Source organism: Glutamicibacter sp. JC586 (assembly GCF_009805585.1).
GTDB lineage: Bacteria > Actinomycetota > Actinomycetes > Actinomycetales > Micrococcaceae > Glutamicibacter.
Genome location: NZ_VHIN01000002.1, coordinates 309,384 through 325,960, shown reverse-complemented (window position 1 = coordinate 325,960; position 16,577 = coordinate 309,384). Strand labels below are relative to the sequence as shown.

The 16,577-nt window shown below is 54.9% G+C and carries 15 protein-coding genes; 11 read left to right on the top strand and 4 right to left on the bottom strand.

Translation table 11 applies throughout. The features are described from left to right. Nucleotides 1–56: 56 nt before the first annotated feature. Entirely contained in the window at nt 57–785 is a 729-nt protein-coding gene (locus tag FJV47_RS01730; RefSeq protein ID WP_159609428.1) for a DUF3159 domain-containing protein, read from the top strand. Here the strand turns inward: FJV47_RS01730 and FJV47_RS01725 are convergent. Further along, complete coding sequence (locus FJV47_RS01725; protein ID WP_159609426.1) at nt 782–1,447, bottom strand: TrkA family potassium uptake protein; 666 nt, start codon at nt 1,445–1,447, stop codon at nt 782–784. The genes FJV47_RS01730 and FJV47_RS01725 overlap by 4 nt on opposite strands. Nucleotides 1,448–1,461: 14 nt before the next feature. Then, a complete protein-coding gene (locus tag FJV47_RS01720) occupies nt 1,462–2,139 on the bottom strand; it encodes a TrkA family potassium uptake protein (RefSeq protein ID WP_159609424.1) in 678 nt (225 codons plus the stop codon). A 144-nt stretch (nt 2,140–2,283) separates the two neighbouring features. On the opposite strand from FJV47_RS01720, the gene FJV47_RS01715 reads away from it, so the two are divergent. The 3 genes from FJV47_RS01715 (at nt 2,284) to acnA (ending at nt 8,530) form a co-directional block, all read left to right on the top strand. After that, nucleotides 2,284–4,281, top strand: coding sequence for an APC family permease (locus FJV47_RS01715; protein WP_200831927.1), 1,998 nt, complete (start codon nt 2,284–2,286; stop codon nt 4,279–4,281). Between the two features lie 26 nt (nt 4,282–4,307). After that, nucleotides 4,308–5,630: a class I SAM-dependent RNA methyltransferase gene (locus tag FJV47_RS01710; protein WP_159609422.1), complete on the top strand. Its 1,323-nt coding sequence runs from the start codon at nt 4,308–4,310 to the stop codon at nt 5,628–5,630. Nucleotides 5,631–5,821: 191 nt separating this feature from the next. Next, on the top strand, nt 5,822–8,530 hold the full coding sequence (gene acnA / locus FJV47_RS01705; protein ID WP_159609420.1) for an aconitate hydratase AcnA: 2,709 nt from the start codon (nt 5,822–5,824) through the stop codon (nt 8,528–8,530). Between the two features lie 107 nt (nt 8,531–8,637). Here the strand turns inward: acnA and FJV47_RS01700 are convergent, their stop codons facing one another. Next, nucleotides 8,638–9,249 carry a class I SAM-dependent methyltransferase gene (locus FJV47_RS01700; protein WP_159609418.1) on the bottom strand — a complete coding sequence of 204 codons (612 nt, stop codon included), beginning with the start codon at nt 9,247–9,249 and terminating at the stop codon, nt 8,638–8,640. A gap of 84 nt (nt 9,250–9,333) precedes the next feature. Between FJV47_RS01700 and FJV47_RS01695 the strand changes: the two genes are divergently transcribed. The 7 genes from FJV47_RS01695 to FJV47_RS01665 all read left to right on the top strand — a co-directional run bounded on the left by FJV47_RS01695 (nt 9,334) and on the right by FJV47_RS01665 (nt 14,910). Further along, nucleotides 9,334–9,876 carry a GNAT family N-acetyltransferase gene (locus FJV47_RS01695; RefSeq protein WP_159609416.1) on the top strand — a complete coding sequence of 181 codons (543 nt, stop codon included), beginning with the start codon at nt 9,334–9,336 and terminating at the stop codon, nt 9,874–9,876. Nucleotides 9,877–9,878: 2 nt separating this feature from the next. Continuing rightward, on the top strand, nt 9,879–10,736 hold the full coding sequence (locus tag FJV47_RS01690) for a phosphotransferase (protein ID WP_159609414.1): 858 nt from the start codon (nt 9,879–9,881) through the stop codon (nt 10,734–10,736). A 164-nt stretch (nt 10,737–10,900) separates the two neighbouring features. Then, on the top strand, nt 10,901–12,868 hold the full coding sequence (gene dxs, locus FJV47_RS01685; RefSeq protein ID WP_159609412.1) for a 1-deoxy-D-xylulose-5-phosphate synthase: 1,968 nt from the start codon (nt 10,901–10,903) through the stop codon (nt 12,866–12,868). After that, a complete protein-coding gene (locus tag FJV47_RS01680; protein ID WP_159609410.1) occupies nt 12,865–13,455 on the top strand; it encodes a DUF402 domain-containing protein in 591 nt (196 codons plus the stop codon). The genes dxs and FJV47_RS01680 overlap by 4 nt, the downstream gene beginning before the upstream one ends. A gap of 43 nt (nt 13,456–13,498) precedes the next feature. Then, nucleotides 13,499–14,068 carry a hypothetical protein gene (locus tag FJV47_RS01675; RefSeq protein WP_159609408.1) on the top strand — a complete coding sequence of 190 codons (570 nt, stop codon included), beginning with the start codon at nt 13,499–13,501 and terminating at the stop codon, nt 14,066–14,068. A gap of 15 nt (nt 14,069–14,083) precedes the next feature. After that, the gene (locus tag FJV47_RS01670; protein WP_370514878.1) at nt 14,084–14,575 is read left to right on the top strand and encodes a GNAT family N-acetyltransferase; all 492 of its coding nucleotides are present in this window, start codon (nt 14,084–14,086) and stop codon (nt 14,573–14,575) included. Between the two features lie 2 nt (nt 14,576–14,577). Further along, nucleotides 14,578–14,910 (top strand): hypothetical protein, encoded by a 333-nt coding sequence (locus tag FJV47_RS01665; protein ID WP_159609405.1) that lies wholly within the window; start codon nt 14,578–14,580, stop codon nt 14,908–14,910. 149 nt (nt 14,911–15,059) lie between these two features. Here FJV47_RS01665 and argG read toward each other — a convergent pair whose 3' ends face one another. Next, entirely contained in the window at nt 15,060–16,487 is a 1,428-nt protein-coding gene (argG, locus tag FJV47_RS01660) for an argininosuccinate synthase (protein ID WP_159609403.1), read from the bottom strand. Nucleotides 16,488–16,577: the final 90 nt, after the last annotated feature.

Here is a 16,577-nt window from a genome sequence, read left to right as displayed (position 1 = left end):
AGTTTCCGCTGAGGCGGGGCAGCAAACATGCTGTTGAACCAATGAAAGTGAGCAGCATGCGCAACGAGGACCCAAGGTCTGAAGAGCCATCGGAGTCAGCGCAAGACTCTAAGCCGAGTTTTGCCGAGATGATTGGTGCAAATTCAAAGATCTCGCAGAACGCTGATGGAGGAATCGACCTGCTATCCACCGTCGGTGGTGTGCGCGGAATCTTGGAAACCGTGGTGCCCGGATTCTTGTTCATCATGGTTTTTGCACTGACGTCGAACCTGGGCTGGGCGCTGATCACCTCAATAAGCCTTGGGGTGCTGTTCATGGTGGTTCGCTTAGCCAGACGCTCTAGCCTCATCCAGTCCGCTTCCGGGCTGATCGGTATCCTCATTTGTGCGTTCGCGGCACGCCATTCCGGTAATGCCAAGGACTACTACATTCCGGGCTTTTACACTTCCGGCGCCTATCTGCTGGGCTTGATCATTTCAGTAGTAATTCGGTGGCCATTGATCGGATTGCTTTTTGGTTTCATCCGCAATGAAGGCGTTGAATGGCGCAAAAAAGCGGACCGGTTACGTCGTTATCAGATTGCTACATGGGTAGTCATCGGCGTGTTTGCGGCCAGACTCGCGGTCCAACTGCCGATGTACTACACGGACCATGTTGTGGCGTTGGGTCTAGCGCGTGCGCTCATGGGCGTTCCTCTGTACGCCGCAGGTTTGTGGTTTGCTTGGTTGCTTTCCAAGCCTGCTGCGGATGCGACTACCTCCGTTCAGGAGTCGACTGAAAGTTAGCGGGTCGCGTCGCGAAGGGTACGGCGCAGTAACGATTCTGCTTCTGGGGTGGTGATGAAGAAGATTTCATCGCCACCCTCAATCACATCATCGGCGCTTGGTGGGAATGGCGTCTTGTCGCGCACCACCGCCATGAGCGTGGTGTCTTGCGGCCAAGGAATTCGACCGATAGTTCGGCCAATGAGTGCTGAATCGTGGGGGACAGTGAATTCAACCATGTAGACCTCACCGGTCTTCAGGGTTAGCAGGCGCACGAGATCCCCGACTTCCACGGCTTCCTCAACCAAGGCGGTCATCAAACGAGGGGTACTGACCGCAACGTCCACGCCCCACGCATCATCAAACATCCATTCATTCTTAGGATTGTTCACACGTCCCACGGTGCGGCGAATTCCAAACTCACTCTTTGCTAGGAGCGAGACGACAAGATTAACTTTGTCATCACCACTGGCAGAGACGACCACGTCGTAATCTTCAAGCCGCGCTTGCTGCAGGACCGCTAATTCGCAGGCATCTCCGATCAGCCACTTGACGCCTTCAAGATCTTCTCGCTCGGCCATTTCTGGTTCGATATCAATGAGTAGTACTTCATGATCGTTGATCACGAGCTCGCGGGCGATAGAGGAACCTACTGAACCGGCTCCGGCAATCATGACCTTCATCGAGGTCCTCTCAATTAGTCGTTGGACAGTGGAGTCGGGGGGCTTGCAAGAATTTTTTCAACATCCTTGCTCTGGTCTAGGCGCATCATCACATGCACTAAGTCGCCGCCCTGGATCCGCGTGCGGTTTTGTGGGATGGTCCCTTCGCCAAAGCGAGTCAGATAAGCCACGCGAACTCCGGATGCAGCCTCTAAATCCTTAACCAGTCGGCCATACCACTCTCGATGTAGGGCAACTTCGGAAAGTACCAAACGGCCGGAAGGTTCGCGGTAGTCTCCGCGCATCGAATAGTCCGGCAAGATTCGGCGTAGGACCTGATCTGTACTCCAACGCACGGCAGCTACGGTGGGGATGCCTAGACGTTGATATATTTCGGCACGCCCTGGGTCGTAAATACGTGCGACAACATGTGGCACGTTATAGCTTTCGCGAGCTACCCGCGTAGCAAGAATGTTGGAATTATCACCGCTGGAGACAGCGGCAAAAGCATAAGCTTCGTCGATTTTAGCGGCTTGCAAGGTATCTCGGTCAAAACCGCGACCAGTGACCGTCAGTCCAGAGAAGTCCTTGCTCAAGCGCCGGAACGCATGGGCATCCTGATCAATAATGGCTACTGAATGCCCTGCTGAATCCAGTGTATGGGCCAGTGAAACGCCGACGCGTCCGCATCCCATGATCACAAAATGTGCCACCAAGAACTCCTTGGATTGCTGCTCGTGCTGTTTGTTAGGTGCACTGTCTAAGTGTGCTCCGAATGCAACAATAGCGCTGTTCGGGCAAAGATTATTGGCGGTGAACCTCCCGTGTGGCTTGCGCACCTGCGATAACGTTATCTCGTGCCTGCATTATTTGATGGTCTCAAGAGGATTCTTGTGGGCCGGCCTTTCAGCACTGAACAGCTGAAAAAGAAGCCGCTCCCACCTAACGTTGCGCTGCCGATTTTCTCCTCCAGCGCCCTGTCCTCTTTGGCGTACGCGCCCGATGAAATCCTGCTTACCCTAGCCATGGCTGGTATTGCAGCCACGATGCTCTCGCCAGTAGTGGGCCTTGCGGTACTCGCGGTCCTGGTGGTGTTGGTGCTTTCGTATCGACAGTCCGTGGTTGAGTACCCCTCGGGCGGCGGTGACTACGAAATCGTTAAGAAGAACCTCGGCGCACGTCCTGGCACAGCAGTGGCCGCGGCGCTCTTGGTTGACTTCGTATTGACAGTCGCAGTTTCGACTTCCTCGGCCGCCGCGTATCTCAGCGCGATTTTCCCGTTCCTGGGCGAGTACAAAGCCTGGGTAGCTGCAACATTGGTGGCAGTCTTGGTCGTCGGCAACCTACGCGGCACCGGGCAGGGGCGATGGACTCTGGCCATTCCCGTCTATCTATTTGTGGCGGGAATGTTGGTGCTGATCGCCATCGGTGGTGTGATGGCACTGACCGGAAACCTCGGCCACGCCCCAAGCGCCGAGTTCACCATCGTTCCCGAGGCTCAGTTCACAAATGGCCTGCACGGTGTTGTTGGTGCCTTGCTAATTTTGCGTGCCTTCAGTACCGGCTCTGCAGCCTTGACTGGTATCGAAGTTCCTATTTCTAACGTTCAGACCTTGGCCAAGCCACGAGCAAAAAACGCCGGCCGGATCCTTTTGGTTCTTGGTCTACTCTCTGGCGTTCTAACCTTGGGAACGCTCATGTTGGCCCGAGCCACCGGCATCAAGGTGGTGGCTGATCCTCAGTCCTCCTTCTTACTTCATGGCCAGCCGATTTCACCGAATTTCGTACAGGTACCGGTTTTGGGACAGCTTGCTCAGGCCGTATTTGGTGACTACACCTTGGGCCTGATCATCGTATCCGTCCTGACCATCGCCGTTCTGCTTCTGGCCGGTAATCAAGCCTTCAACTCTTTCCCGCTGCTGGCCAGCCATCTGGCTACTGACGGGTTTTTACCTCGTCAGCTACGAACGCGTGGTGATCGTCTGGGATTCTCCAACGGCATCTTGTCCCTAGGGGTTGCGGCGATCATCTTAGTACTGCTGTTCCAGGGTGACGTTACCTTGCTGGTACAGCTGTACGTTGTGGGTGTTTTTGTTTCCTTTACGCTCAGCCAGCTAGGAATGCTCAAACACTGGAAACGTGTCTTGGTACCTATTTCAGACCGGCGAATCCGCGCAGCAAAACAGCGTAAGCGTTTGCTAAATCTCGTAGGACTGGTCCTTTCTGCACTGGTGCTTGTTGTTGTGTTGGTTACCAGATTCGTTCACGGCGCGTGGCTTGCGGTGCTGGGCATTCTGGTTCTGATGCTGATTATGGATTCCTTGCAACGTCATTATCAAAAGGTCGACGACGAGCTGGAAGTCGATGAAGACTATGCCGTCACGGCCCTACCGTCTCGTGTGCACGCGTTGGTTTTGGTTTCTTCGGTTCGCAAGCCGGTGCTACGAGCTTTGGCCTTCGCCCGAGCTTCCAGACCTTCAAAGCTAGAAGCCATCATTGTTGATGTTGAGCGAGAAAAAACTGAGACGACTCTCAAGGATTGGGATCGACTAGAAATCCCGGTTCCAATTACGGCTTTGGCGTCGCCCTACCGAGATATTCCAGGCGCGCTGATTGAGCATATTCGCTCCATCAAACGTGCCTCGCCGCGAGAACTCATTGTTGTTTACATTCCCGAATACGTAGTGGGGAAGTGGTGGGAACAGCTGGTGCACAACCAGACTGCCTTACGTGTAAAGAACCGCCTGCACTATGAACCTGGAGTTGTTATTGCTTCAGTTCCATGGCGATTGCGTAGTGCCAACCCCGAACTACGTGGAGGCGGAGCCACTGAAGAGTACTCCGCGCACCGCTAAAAATGCTTCTTACGAAAGAAAATATCATGACTGAATCACCTATGCTCCAAGTCCGTTTGGGCAACATCGCCCATGGTGGACATACCGTTGCCCGCCATGAAGGACGCGTAATTTTCGTTCGTCACGGCATTCCTGGAGAGCTTGTGTCGGTTCGTTTGACCGATTCTGCCACGGAGGCAAAATTTTGGCGCGCGGACGTCGTCGAGGTTCATGAAGCAAGTGACCATCGAGTGCCCCACTTCTGGGATGCCGCTGATGCGCTAAAGCACCGTGATCCTGTGGGCGGTGCCGAATTTGGGCACATTTCATTGGAACATCAACGTGAGCTCAAATCGCGGGTTGCTGCCGAACAGTTCACGCGCTTGGGTGGGCTGAAAGCTGAAGATTACAACTTCCCTCAGGTGCAAGCCGTTGCCGGATCAGCTGACGGTCTGGGGTGGCGCACCCGCATGTCCTACTCGGTGGATGCCGGCGGGAAACTAGCAATGAGCGGGTTCAGAAGTAATGAACTGACCCCTATTGCCCACATGCCGCTAGCGCATCCGGCCATTGAAGCCAGCGGAATCTACACGGTCAACTACTCGGGTATTGATCGTGTTGAAGTTGCCGTTTCGAGCGCGGATGATCGTACCGTTTTGGTGCTGCTCTCAGAGGTTTCCCCAGGTGCAGCTGCCAAGGTGGCTAAGCAGTTCCCTGAAGGGGTTAACGTGGCATCCTTCAGTCAGCGTGGAGGGTCAGCAGCTGATGGCAAGGGGTCGTTGCAGACACTAGCCGGTTCGCCGTGGCTGAATGAAAAGGTTCTGGGGGAGAAGTTCCGGATTACCGGTGAAGGCTTCTGGCAAGTTCATCGCACGGCCGCAACCCTACTCAGCGAACGTGTCATGGATTTGTTGGATCCTGCTCGTGGTGAAAAGATCGCTGATCTCTACGCTGGTGCCGGCCTGTTCTCTGCTCCGCTGGCCAAGGCGGTGGGGCGCGAGGGACGAGTCTTTTCTATCGAAGGTGCGCCGGGAACGCACGCTGACGCCAAGAAGAATTTGCGTGATTACTCTCAGGCCACCGTTATCCGTGGACGGGTTGAAAAGGTTCTTCGTCAGGTGGCCCGCGACGCAGATCTTGATGCGGTGGTCCTCGATCCGCCGCGTACCGGAATTGATAAGCAAGTGGCTGCGGAATTGGGGTCAAGTGGCGTCTCTCGGATTTGTTACGTGTCCTGCGACCCGGCATCTTTGGCACGTGATATCGCTCGTTTGACCTCCCGAGGCTACGAATTAGAGCACATGGAAATTCACGATTTATACCCACATACGCACCATATGGAGTCCATCGGGCTTTTTGTGCGCCGTTAGTCACATAAATCTGTCCGTTGAGACACGAATTTAGGCGAAAATTTATTCCGAGGAGTCTTTTTCTGGCAGTTGGCGATAGACTGTTTTTAGCTCTGCCGCGCTAGGACCCTGACTATCTCAGTTAGGAACTCCTAACTGGAATTACAGTGTGCGTGTGCAACAGTATGAGTGTCTGGCGAGAGGAGTCCCACGTGAGCAATGTGGACAGCTTCGGTGCCAAGGGCGTACTTGACGTCAATGGAACCGAATACGAAATTTACCGACTAAATACGGTCGAAGGCTCAGAAAGCCTTCCCTACAGCCTTAAGGTTCTGCTTGAGAACCTGCTTCGTACCGAAGATGGCGCGAACGTAACCAACGAGCACATTAATGCACTGGGTCAGTGGGATGCGTCGGCGCAGCCAAACACTGAAATCCAGTTCACCCCAGCTCGAGTCCTGATGCAGGACTTCACCGGTGTGCCTTGTGTTGTTGACTTGGCCACCATGCGTGAGGCCGTCAAGGAACTCGGCGGCGATCCAACCCGCGTGAACCCACTTGCGCCGGCTGAAATGGTCATCGACCACTCTGTGCAGATTGATACCTTCGGTTTCAAGGGCGCTGTAGAGCGCAACATGGAAATCGAGTACCAGCGTAACGGCGAGCGTTACCAGTTCCTGCGCTGGGGCCAGACCGCGTTTGATGACTTCAAGGTCGTCCCACCGGGAACCGGTATCGTGCACCAGGTCAACATCGAATTCCTGGCTCGCACCGTAATGACCCGCGAGGTCAACGGTGTACTGCGTGCTTACCCAGATAGCTGCGTTGGCACCGACTCCCACACCACCATGGTCAACGGCATGGGCGTTCTGGGTTGGGGCGTTGGTGGCATTGAGGCCGAAGCAGCAATGCTTGGCCAGCCTGTCTCCATGTTGATCCCTCGCGTTGTTGGTTTCAAGCTCGCTGGTTCGATCCCAGCCGGCGCTACCGCAACCGACGTGGTTCTGACCATTACCGAAATGCTGCGTAAGCACGGTGTGGTTGGCAAGTTCGTAGAGTTCTACGGCGAAGGTGTTGCACAGGTGCCACTGGCAAACCGCGCCACCATCGGTAACATGTCTCCAGAATTCGGCTCCACCGCCGCAATGTTCCCAATCGATGATGTCACCCTCGACTACCTGCGCCTGACCGGCCGTAGCGAAGAGAACGTGGCCCTCGTTGAGGCTTACGCCAAGGAACAGGGCATGTGGCACGACCCAAGCCGCGAAATCCGCTTCTCGGAATTCATCGAGCTGGATCTGTCCACCGTTGTTCCATCGATCGCCGGCCCGAAGCGTCCGCAGGACCGCATCGAGCTGTCTTCCTCGAAGGAACAGTTCCGCAAGGATCTGCACAACTACGTTTCCGACGCAGAAGACACCCAGGGTGTTGGACGTCCGTCGACCGCAGTAGAGGTTACCAAGGAAGATGGCACCAAGTTCACCTTGGACCACGGCCTGGTTTCGATCGCTTCGATCACCTCGTGCACCAACACCTCCAACCCTTCGGTCATGCTGGCCGCAGCCGTTCTGGCTCGCAACGCAGCCGAAAAGGGTCTGTCCTCCAAGCCATGGGTTAAGACTTCGGTCGCACCAGGCTCGAAGGTTGTCACCGAGTACTACGAGAAGTCCGGCCTCATGCCATACCTGGAGCAGCTTGGCTTCTTCGTTGTTGGCTACGGTTGCGCAACTTGTATCGGTAACTCCGGTCCGTTGGACGCTGAAATCTCCGAGGCTATCAACGCCAACGACCTGGCAGCTACCGCAGTTCTGACCGGTAACCGTAACTTCGAAGGCCGTATCAACCCAGACGTGAAGATGAACTACCTGGCTTCCCCGCCATTGGTCATCGCTTACGCACTGGCTGGCACCATGGACTTCGACTTCGAGACCGACGCACTGGGTCAGGACTCCGAGGGCAACGACGTCTTCCTGAAGGACATCTGGCCATCGCCAGTTGAGGTCCAGGAAATCATGGACTCGTCGATTGACAAGGACATGTTCGCCAAGGGCTACGAGACCGCTTTCGAAGGTGACGAGCGCTGGAAGGCACTAGACACCCCTGAAGGCGCAACCTTCGCATGGGACGAAAAGTCGACCTACGCACGTAAGGCACCTTACTTCGAGGGCATGACCGCAGAGCCTCAGCCTGTTTCGGATATCGACGGCGCTCGCGTTCTGCTCAAGCTCGGCGATTCGGTCACGACCGACCACATCTCGCCTGCAGGTTCGTTCAAGTCGGAAACCCCGGCTGGCCGTTACTTGATCGAGAACGGTGTGGATCGCAAGGACTTCAACTCCTACGGCTCGCGTCGTGGTAACCACGAAGTCATGATCCGCGGTACCTTCGCTAACATCCGCATCAAGAACCAGCTGCTGGACGGCGTTGAGGGTGGCTTCACCCGCGACTTCACCCAGGAAGGTGCTCCGCAGGCTTACGTCTACGACGCTGCAGAGAACTACAAGGCTGCCGGCACTCCGCTGGTTGTTCTTGGTGGTAAGGAATACGGCTCGGGCTCCTCGCGTGACTGGGCTGCTAAGGGCACCGCACTGCTGGGCGTCAAGGCTGTTATCACCGAGTCCTTCGAGCGTATTCACCGTTCGAACCTGATCGGTATGGGCGTTCTGCCACTGCAGTTCCCAGAGGGCGAGTCCGCTGATTCGCTGGGTCTGACCGGTACCGAGACCTTCTCGGTTGCAGGCGTGACCGAGCTGAACAACGGTGTCACCCCGAAGACCCTGAAGGTTACCGCAACCTCGCCAGAGGGTAAGGTTACCGAGTTCGACGCAGTTCTGCGCATCGACACCCCAGGTGAAGCTGACTACTACCGCAATGGTGGCATCTTGCAGTACGTACTGCGCCAGATCGCTGCTGCTAACTAGTAGGTACTACTCGGCTCAGGCTGAGAAGAATCGAAGGTAGTACCGCAACACCGGTACATGAGAGGCCCAAGGCATTTTGCCTTGGGCCTCTCATCGTCAACTGACTACTATCTGCGTATTGCTAGCAGATGACCATGCGTTCGCGTGGAATCGTTAGTTCGCACCACGGTATCTGTCACCTCGAAACCCTCCTGGCTAAGCCGGAAGGATAACTCTTCGGGCGACCAATACCATGCTTGAGCGACCTTGTGATCGAAAGCTTCTACCCGATTACCCGCGAAGAAACCAAGAAGCAGCTGGCCTCCGGGTTCTAACACCCGTGCAAATGACTTCAAAACCTCAGTGAGCGCTCTTGGTGGGGTGTGGATGATCGAGTACCAGGAGAGGATTCCGGAAAAGGTTTCGTCAGGAAAGGGCAACGCCGCAATGTCAGCTTGCTGAAATGAACAGCCAGGAAAATTTGCTGTGGCGTGTTCTAAGAATTCGGGAACCATGTCCACACCAGTAGCCGGATGATCGGGACCATGAAGAACTTGCGTCCATTGACCTGGTCCACATCCAGCATCCAAGACAGGGCCGTTGAGCCCTTGGACCCAGTGTGTGATGAGATGGTAATCTTCAGGCTCTGCCCGCTCAACGTTGCCGAACAGCTGGATATAAGCTGTGGCCAAAGAAGAATATCGTTGCGTGGTGTGACTCACCGGAACATCCTCTGACATAGCTACAGCCTACCCAGAGATGAAGCTGAACTCTATGATCCAGCGCCCACGATCAAGGTTCACGTTTTGCGGAAAGGAGATGGGGTGAAGGAGTTGTTCACTAAACGGTTGCGCTTACGTTCATGGGATGTGGCGGATGCCCCTTTCCTACTGGACCTAGAATCGCGATATGAAACGATGCGTTATCTTGGACCAGGAACTAGCCTGACGAATTCCCTTGAACAAGCACAGGCATCCATAAATCGACGACGTGATGTGTGTGGAGCGGGGCAAGGGATCTGGGCTATTGAACGACGCGACACCGGTAGGCTCGTCGGAAATCTATTGTGCAAGCCGATGAGTAAAAACATGCAAAGCTACATCGACATCAACCTTGAAGATCAACCCAGCGAAATTGGCTGGCACTTGCACCCCGAGGCTCAAGGACGCGGGTACGCCACAGAAGCTGCCAGTGTGGTGCTTGAGTATGCCAAGCAGTCCAATGCAAGACAGCAGGTGCTTGCGATCGTGGATCCGCGAAACTATCCGTCGCAGAAAGTCTGCGACCGATTGGGGCTACAATTTCTTGGCTTCACCAGCGGATACGCAAGTGCGGAGCATCTGGTGTATAAGAAGCACACGGTGTAATAATGGTCCATTTTCATCTGGCACAGTTTTTGGATGCTGAACAAACAGCCCAGATTAACGGGTGGCTTGGGGATGTTGAGGTGGTCAGCGACTACTCGTGGAACCTTAGCGACACAAAAGTGCTCCACATTCGCTCAAATGAGCGGGATCTCATTCTCAAAACTGGGGGAGAAGGAAGCCATCATATTTCTCGTGAGCTCCAGGCACACCGACGTCATACCGACTCGTTGATATCGCATGGTCTCGCCGCAAGGATGTTGTTCCATAACGAGGAACTACGGTTGATGGTCCTGGAATATCTAACAGGCACACTGTGCGTAGGTACACGTCATGAATTTAGTCCCGACATTTACCATCAAGCCGGGGCCGCACTGAAGCTCTTCCACCAACAAGCTGAGCACCTCGACCAACACTATGAGTCCCGATTGACCGAAAAAATCCGTCACCTATTATCGACGGAACATCGCATTAGCTTCGGCCAATGCCAGCAGATGGAACGAATCTTAGGTGCGCAAGATCCAAAGGGCGTTTTGCTTGTACCAACGCATGGCGATTGGCAACCACGAAATTGGCTAGTGGAGGACGGGCGGATGCGCGTCATAGATTTTGGAAGGTTCGAGTTCCGCCCGGCCGCAAGCGACTTCGCTAGATTGGCCAGCCAACAATTCAAAGGACGCCCAGCGCTAGAGTCAGCTTTCGTTCAAGGTTATGGCGAAGATCCACGGCAGGAACCTCAATGGTCGATCATGCTATTGCGCGAAGCCATCGGCACAGCGATTTGGGCTTACCAAGTCGGGGATGTCGAGTTTGAGGCACAAGGACATCAGATGATTCACGAGGCTCTAGCTAGGTTCGAATAAATGTGTACTGTTCATCAACACGGGTCAAGGTATCCAAGCTCATTGCCCAGAAATTCGCGCTATGAGAAACGGTGGCGGATAATGGGAGAAGATTCCAACGCGGTAGACTAAGTATTTCGCATGGGCTCACAGCCACTACGGGCGAATATGTAAAGGGGACGAGCGTGTCTTTGCTTAAGACCATCAAGAAACCAAGCGATCTTCGGGCGCTATCCCTAGAACAACTACATGACCTTGCCGAGGAAATTCGTACCTTCCTCATCGACAACGTCGCCCGTACCGGCGGTCACCTTGGTCCAAACCTTGGTGTAGTTGAACTAACTCTTGGCATTCACCGGGTCTTTGACTCACCCACGGACTCCATCGTGTTCGACACCGGTCACCAGTCGTATGTTCATAAGCTGCTGACAGGTCGCCAGAACTTCGAAACCCTTCGCCAGCAGGAAGGCCTCTCTGGTTACCCCGACCGGGCAGAGTCTGAACACGACATCGTAGAATCGTCACACGCCTCCTCCTCACTTTCTTGGGTGGACGGCATCTCACGTGCCAACAAGCTCACCGGTCGCACCGAGAATTATGCCGTTGGTTTGGTCGGCGACGGCGCACTGACCGGCGGTATGGTCTGGGAAGCGGTCAACAACATCGCTGCCGATAAGGACCGCAAGGCAATCATCGTGGTCAATGACAACGGTCGCTCCTACGCACCTACCATTGGTGGTCTAGCCGATCAACTATTCGGTCTGCGTCAGCAGTTAGATAAGTTCCGCACCCATCCGGCGTACGAGAACGCCATGGACAAACTCAAGGGTCGTCTAAAAGATTCAGGTCCAGTCGGCAAATTCACCTACAAGTCATTGCACGCCACCAAGAAGGGCATCAAAGACTGGTGGGCCCCGCAGGGACTCTTCGAAGACCTTGGACTCAAATACATCGGCCCTATCGATGGTCACAATCAGGCAGCTGTAGAAGAGGCTTTGCAGCAGGCCAAGCAGTACGGTGGCCCGGTTCTTGTGCACGCATTGACCGAAAAGGGGCACGGTTATGCTCCGGCCCTGGCCGATGAAGCCGACCAGTTCCACGCAGTAGGCGTGATTGACCCGGCCACGGGCAAGCCAGTTTCAAAGCCAAGCGCTCAAAGCTGGACTAGCGTGTTTGGCGAAGAAATTGCCAAGGTCGCTAATGAGCGTGATGACATCGTAGCTATTACCGGTGCCATGTTGCAGCCGGTGGGCTTAAAGAAGATGTCTGAAGAACACCCTGAGCGTGTTATTGACGTAGGTATTGCAGAGCAGCACGCGATGACTACCGCGGCGGGTCTGGCATTTGGTGGTTTGCATCCAGTGGTCTGCGTATACGCAACCTTCCTGAACCGGGCCTTTGACCAGCTACTCATGGACGTGGCTCTGCACAAGGCCGGAGTGACAATCGTCCTGGACCGTGCCGGTGTCACCGGACCAGATGGAGCCAGCCACCACGGAATGTGGGATATGGCTTTGACGCAGATCGTGCCGAACCTGCACTTGGCGGCACCGCGCGATGCTGACCGTCTTCGAGAAGAATTACGCGAAGCTCTAGAAATTAACGATGCACCCAGCGTGGTTCGTTTCTCCAAGGGGTCAGTAGGAGAACCAGTTGAGGCTGTAGACCGCCTGCCTGACGGCGTTGACGTGCTGGCACGTTTGGGGGACCGGTCCGCTCCAGATGTGCTGATCGTGTCCGTCGGCGCCATGAGTGAAATTTCCTTGGATGTTGCGCAACGTCTGAATAGCCAGGGCGTGTCTGTGACCGTAGTTGACCCACGCTGGGTTCTGCCGATGCCAACCTCCGTAATTTCTCTGGCTGCCCGCCACCGCATCGTTGTTTGCATAGAAGACGGCGTTCGTGCCGGTGGCGTAGGTTCTCGATTGCGTACCGAAATGCGCGCAGCAGGTGTGGACACCGCACTGAACGAAGTTGGATTGCCCACCGAATTCTTGGCGCACGGTACACGCTCGGAGGTTCTTGACCGGGTGGGCCTGACCGCCCAACAGGTTGCCCGCGACACCCTTGCGCAGGTACTGGGAACCAAGGTACCTTTTGCCCGACCTCTCCCAGGCCAAGACCTTCCGACCGGACAGATCCCAAAGCTATGACACAGATTCAGGGATGTCCTGAAGGGCTGCCACGCTCACCGAGGGAAATCCCTTTCGGGGAGTTGGTTGTCGCACGCGCGTGGAAATATAACCGCACGCCGCACTGGGTAGTTCCGGGGTTTTACCTCGGTCACGACGAACATGGACACTGGCTACACCAGCCAAGTGGATCACTGGTAGCCCGACCTGGTGTTGCTCATTTGGCTGAAACTGACGCGCTATGTCTGATTCCGCACGAAGGCTCGTGGATTGCGACGTTGTATTCGGACAGTGCCGAAGATTTTGATGTATATATCGACCTATCTCACCAGATCGGCTGGCAACCGATGAAGTCCGGCGGCTGGGAAGTGAATTCAATAGATCTCGATTTGGACGTCATTCGTTCGCATAGCCGAGGGACGTTCCTAGACGATGAAGACGAATTTGAAGAACACAGTGCATCCATGGGCTATCCCGACGATCTAAAGACCAGCATGAGAGCGGCAGCTAGTGAGCTACTCGAACAAGTCGCCTCTGACGCAGCTCCATTTAGTCAGGAATACAGAAACCAATGGCTTGCCAAGGTGGCTAGCCTAGTCACCAGCTAGACACTCTCACTTGAATTTTCTACTTACCTGAAGAGGGAAAACAATGGCGATTATTCGCACCTACCGTTTAGATGACAAGAACGTGCTGCACTTCCGTGAAGCGTGGTTCCAGCAGTTCGAAGATGGTGAACTGGGCCAATTCGTTATTAACCATGGCAGTGTTGGCCACATGTCCACCACCAGCGACGTGCAAGATGTTGACAATGATCGTGCCGACGAGCTTTTTGCTGGTTTCCTTCAGGCCTGCACCGATGAAGGCTACGCAGAAGTCAAAGACGAAGATCAGTCGTGGGTCATTGTGCAGTACGCATTGAAATCTGCATCCGGTACCGAGCGTGATCAGTACTTGGAGAAGAAAGCCAAGGAAGCTCTCACCGGTCACCTGGCATGGCGTGGCCTAGGAACAGTTGAGTCTAGCGACTTTGCACCACGCAAATTGAACATCCGCGTCCTTACTCCGGCACCAAAGCTTGCTGTGGCTGCCATCAAGACCTGCATCCGCGAAGCCAAACTCGATTTCACCAAGATGAGCCTTGGCATCGCTGACTATGCAACGCCAGAGAAGATTAAAAGCGTTCATCCCTTGCCAGCAAAGCCAATGACGCTTAGCTAGCCAAGAACTTTCTCGATGCGCCCGCAGCTAATGCTCCCAGAAGACTTCGACGCAGTGCGAGCTCTGTCGAAGTCCTTGGGACGCAATAGCCGCCCTGAGCTGTTCGGTAACAATGAGTGTCAACTGGTGCTCAAAAATGCCACAGGCCAGTTGGTCGGTTGGGCGAGAGCTGCTTGGTGGGATCCTCAAGACCAGGCCGTTCCGTGTGGGTATTACTTGTCTGGGGTTGAAATTTCCAGGCAGTACCAACGTCAGGGGTTTGCAGCTATTCTGTCTCGGGCGCGACTTCGCTGGATTTCGGAACGTGCCAAGGAGGCATGGTGCGTTGTGAATGCGAGAAACGAAGCTTCGATAGCGCTGCAACTTTCACTTGGATTCGATCAAATGTTTGGTGCTGCGCGAATTGGAAATATTGAGTTTACTGGTGGGGCGGGATTACTTTTGCGCAAGGATCTCTCCCAGCATGAGATTGCAGGCGTCGAGCCCAACGAAGAAGGAAAACAGTAGAAATGATTCCACAGGAAGACCGGGACGAAACTCTTGGTGCTAAGAAGAAGGCACCATCAGTAGGCGCAACTCGAACGCCATTGCACCTGGCATTTCAGGGGTTTATTGGTGTTCTCATCGGACTGGGAATTGCCTCGTTACTCTCCGGCATGGCTCCTGCTCGACTAGCTCTGGCCGGGGTGATCGTTGTGATCGTTACTTGGGCCGTAGAACAGGTTTTTCCACTTCCGGCGCCTAACACTAAGCCCGGTGCTCGATCGAGACTGGTGCTTCGCCTGCTGTCTCTGATTGGATTCACGCTAACCGTCAGCCCGTTGCTCTCGTTGCTCGAATAATGAGCAATGAGCGGGGGCGAAGTTCACTGCGTCCCCTCGCATTGAATGGTTTCTCTCGATAGCCATCAGCTGTGGTGGTAAATCAAAAATGGTCGGGCCTTCTCATCAAAGAGAAGACCCGACCATTTTAGTCGGTTAGTACTCGACGGTTAGTCGGTGCCAGCGTCAAAAGCTGCAGATTCAATGGCACGATCGGTTGCCAGATCATCGCTATCAACGTGGGTAGCGTTCACGATATCGTTAGCGCCACCAGCTTCCAATGAACCAACCAGCTCTGCGGTGGTGCCACCGACAAGACCCATGTTGGCGTACTGTTCCAGGCGGCCACGCGAGTCAGCGATGTCCAGATTACGCATGGTCAGCTGACCGATACGATCCACGGGGCCGAAGGCTGCATCGCCCACGCGCTCCATGGACAGCTTGTCTGGGTGGTAGCTGAGGTTTTCGCCTTCGGTGTTAACGATCGTGTAGTCATCGCCGCGGCGCAGGCGGATGGTGACAGTACCGGTGATGGCCGAGCCAACCCAACGCTGCAGCGATTCGCGCAACATCAGAGCCTGTGGGTCCAACCAGCGACCCTCGTACATCAGGCGGCCCAAACGGCGGCCTTCGTTGTGGTAGCTGGCAACGGTATCTTCGTTGTGGATCGCATTGACGAGGCGTTCGTAAGCGATGTACAGCAGTGCCATTGCAGGTGCTTCGTAGATGCCACGGGACTTAGCTTCAATGATACGGTTTTCGATCTGATCGCTCATGCCCAAACCGTGACGTCCACCAATGATGTTCGCTTCGTTGACCAGGGCTACAGCGTCAGTGAATTCCTTGCCATTGATCGCCACTGGGCGACCGGCAACGAAGGAAACCGAAACGTCTTCGGCCTTGATCGCGACGCTTTCATCCCAGTACTTCACACCCATGATTGGCTCAACAGATTCAATAGAGCTGTCCAGCAGTTCCAGAGTCTTAGCTTCGTGGGTTGCGCCCCAGATGTTGGCGTCGGTGGAGTAAGCCTTTTCCGCCGAATCACGGTAAGGGAAACCGTGTTCCTGCAGCCACTCGGACATTTCCTGGCGTCCGCCAAGTTCGGTGACGAAGTTAGGATCCAGCCAAGGCTTGTAGATGCGCAGCTTTGGATTAGCCATCAATCCGTAGCGGTAGAAGCGCTCGATGTCGTTACCCTTGTAAGTCGAACCGTCGCCCCACACATCCACGCCATCTTCGCGCATTGCGCGTACCAGCAGGGTGCCGGTGACGGCACGACCCAGCGGGGTGGTGTTGAAGTAGGTCTTGCCGCCGGTGCGAATATGGAATGCGCCGCAAGCCAGAGCCGCGAAGCCTTCTTCGACCAGTGCTGGCTTGCAGTCAACCAGACGAGAATTCTCGGCACCGTATTCCAGCGCACGGCTTGGAACGGCGTCAATGTCCGGCTCGTCGTACTGGCCTAGGTCGCCAGTGTAGGTGTAAGGAATTGCGCCCTTGTCGCGCATCCACGCTACTGCCACCGAGGTGTCGAGGCCACCAGAGAACGCGATTCCGACGCGTTCGCCTACAGGAAGATTGGTAAGAACTTTAGACATGTTTCCATCCTAATGGATAAATATGCAATGCAGTGAATTGTGTCTTGAACTCTTCGCTTCACAGACCTAACAGATAGCCTAGGGGTATCA

Excerpts from the sequence above, each read along its gene's own strand:
- FJV47_RS01690 (WP_159609414.1), top strand. The coding sequence starts at position 9,879 with ATGGTCCATTTTCATCTGGCACAGTTTTTGGATGCTGAACAAACAGCC.
- FJV47_RS01670 (WP_370514878.1), top strand. The coding sequence starts at position 14,084 with ATGCGCCCGCAGCTAATGCTCCCAGAAGACTTCGACGCAGTGCGAGCT.
- FJV47_RS01725 (WP_159609426.1), bottom strand. The coding sequence starts at position 1,447 with ATGAAGGTCATGATTGCCGGAGCCGGTTCAGTAGGTTCCTCTATCGCC.
- FJV47_RS01680 (WP_159609410.1), top strand. The coding sequence starts at position 12,865 with ATGACACAGATTCAGGGATGTCCTGAAGGGCTGCCACGCTCACCGAGG.
- argG (WP_159609403.1), bottom strand. The coding sequence starts at position 16,487 with ATGTCTAAAGTTCTTACCAATCTTCCTGTAGGCGAACGCGTCGGAATC.
- FJV47_RS01665 (WP_159609405.1), top strand. The coding sequence starts at position 14,578 with ATGATTCCACAGGAAGACCGGGACGAAACTCTTGGTGCTAAGAAGAAG.
- FJV47_RS01710 (WP_159609422.1), top strand. The coding sequence starts at position 4,308 with ATGACTGAATCACCTATGCTCCAAGTCCGTTTGGGCAACATCGCCCAT.
- FJV47_RS01730 (WP_159609428.1), top strand. The coding sequence starts at position 57 with ATGCGCAACGAGGACCCAAGGTCTGAAGAGCCATCGGAGTCAGCGCAA.
- FJV47_RS01700 (WP_159609418.1), bottom strand. The coding sequence starts at position 9,249 with ATGTCAGAGGATGTTCCGGTGAGTCACACCACGCAACGATATTCTTCT.
- FJV47_RS01675 (WP_159609408.1), top strand. The coding sequence starts at position 13,499 with ATGGCGATTATTCGCACCTACCGTTTAGATGACAAGAACGTGCTGCAC.